This window comes from Pedobacter sp. 01N416 (assembly GCF_056399685.1).
This window is the reverse complement of the sequence record NZ_JBFTRT010001038.1, coordinates 1-582: the sequence shown is the minus strand read 5'-3', so window position 1 is coordinate 582 and position 582 is coordinate 1. Positions and strand designations below refer to the sequence as shown.

1 protein-coding gene is annotated in these 582 nt (G+C 39.3%); it reads left to right on the top strand.

Annotated elements, in window-relative coordinates:
* On the top strand, positions 1-582 hold a 582-nt coding region (locus AC1DND_RS29115), incomplete at both ends, for an ABC transporter permease (protein ID WP_477586488.1).

The window sequence follows — 582 nt, the reverse complement described above, 5'->3', positions numbered from 1 at the left end:
GTGTAATGGTGGGTAGCGCTGCATTGATTATTATCCTTTCGGTATTTAACGGTTTAGAAACAGTAGTATTGAATATGTTCGATACCATTACCCCACAAATTGCCATTACACCGGCTAAGGGGAAAACTTTTGATCCGAACACAGGCTATTTCAATCAGCTCAGAAAAAATAAAGATGTTGCCGCCTTTACCGAGGTGCTGCAGGAAAATGCTTTATTAAAATACAACAACAAACAAGCTGTTGGAATGGTTAAAGGCGTAAGTTTAGACTATTTGAAGAACACCAAATTAGATAGTACCATAAAAGAAGGCCATTTTATACTGCACAACAGAAGCGGCGATAATGCAGTAATTGGTTCTGCCCTGCAGAGTTATTTGGCCGTAAATACTGTCGATCCCTTTACAGAGCTGGAAATTTATTCGCCAAAGAAAGATATCGCTGCAAATAGCTTAAACCCTGCCGACGATTTTGTGGTAAAGAACATTCGGGTAAGTGGTGTTTTTGAAGTGCAACAAGATTTCGATAATGGTATTATTGTGCCATTGAATTTTGCCCGCGAACTTTTAGGCGAGGAGAAAAATG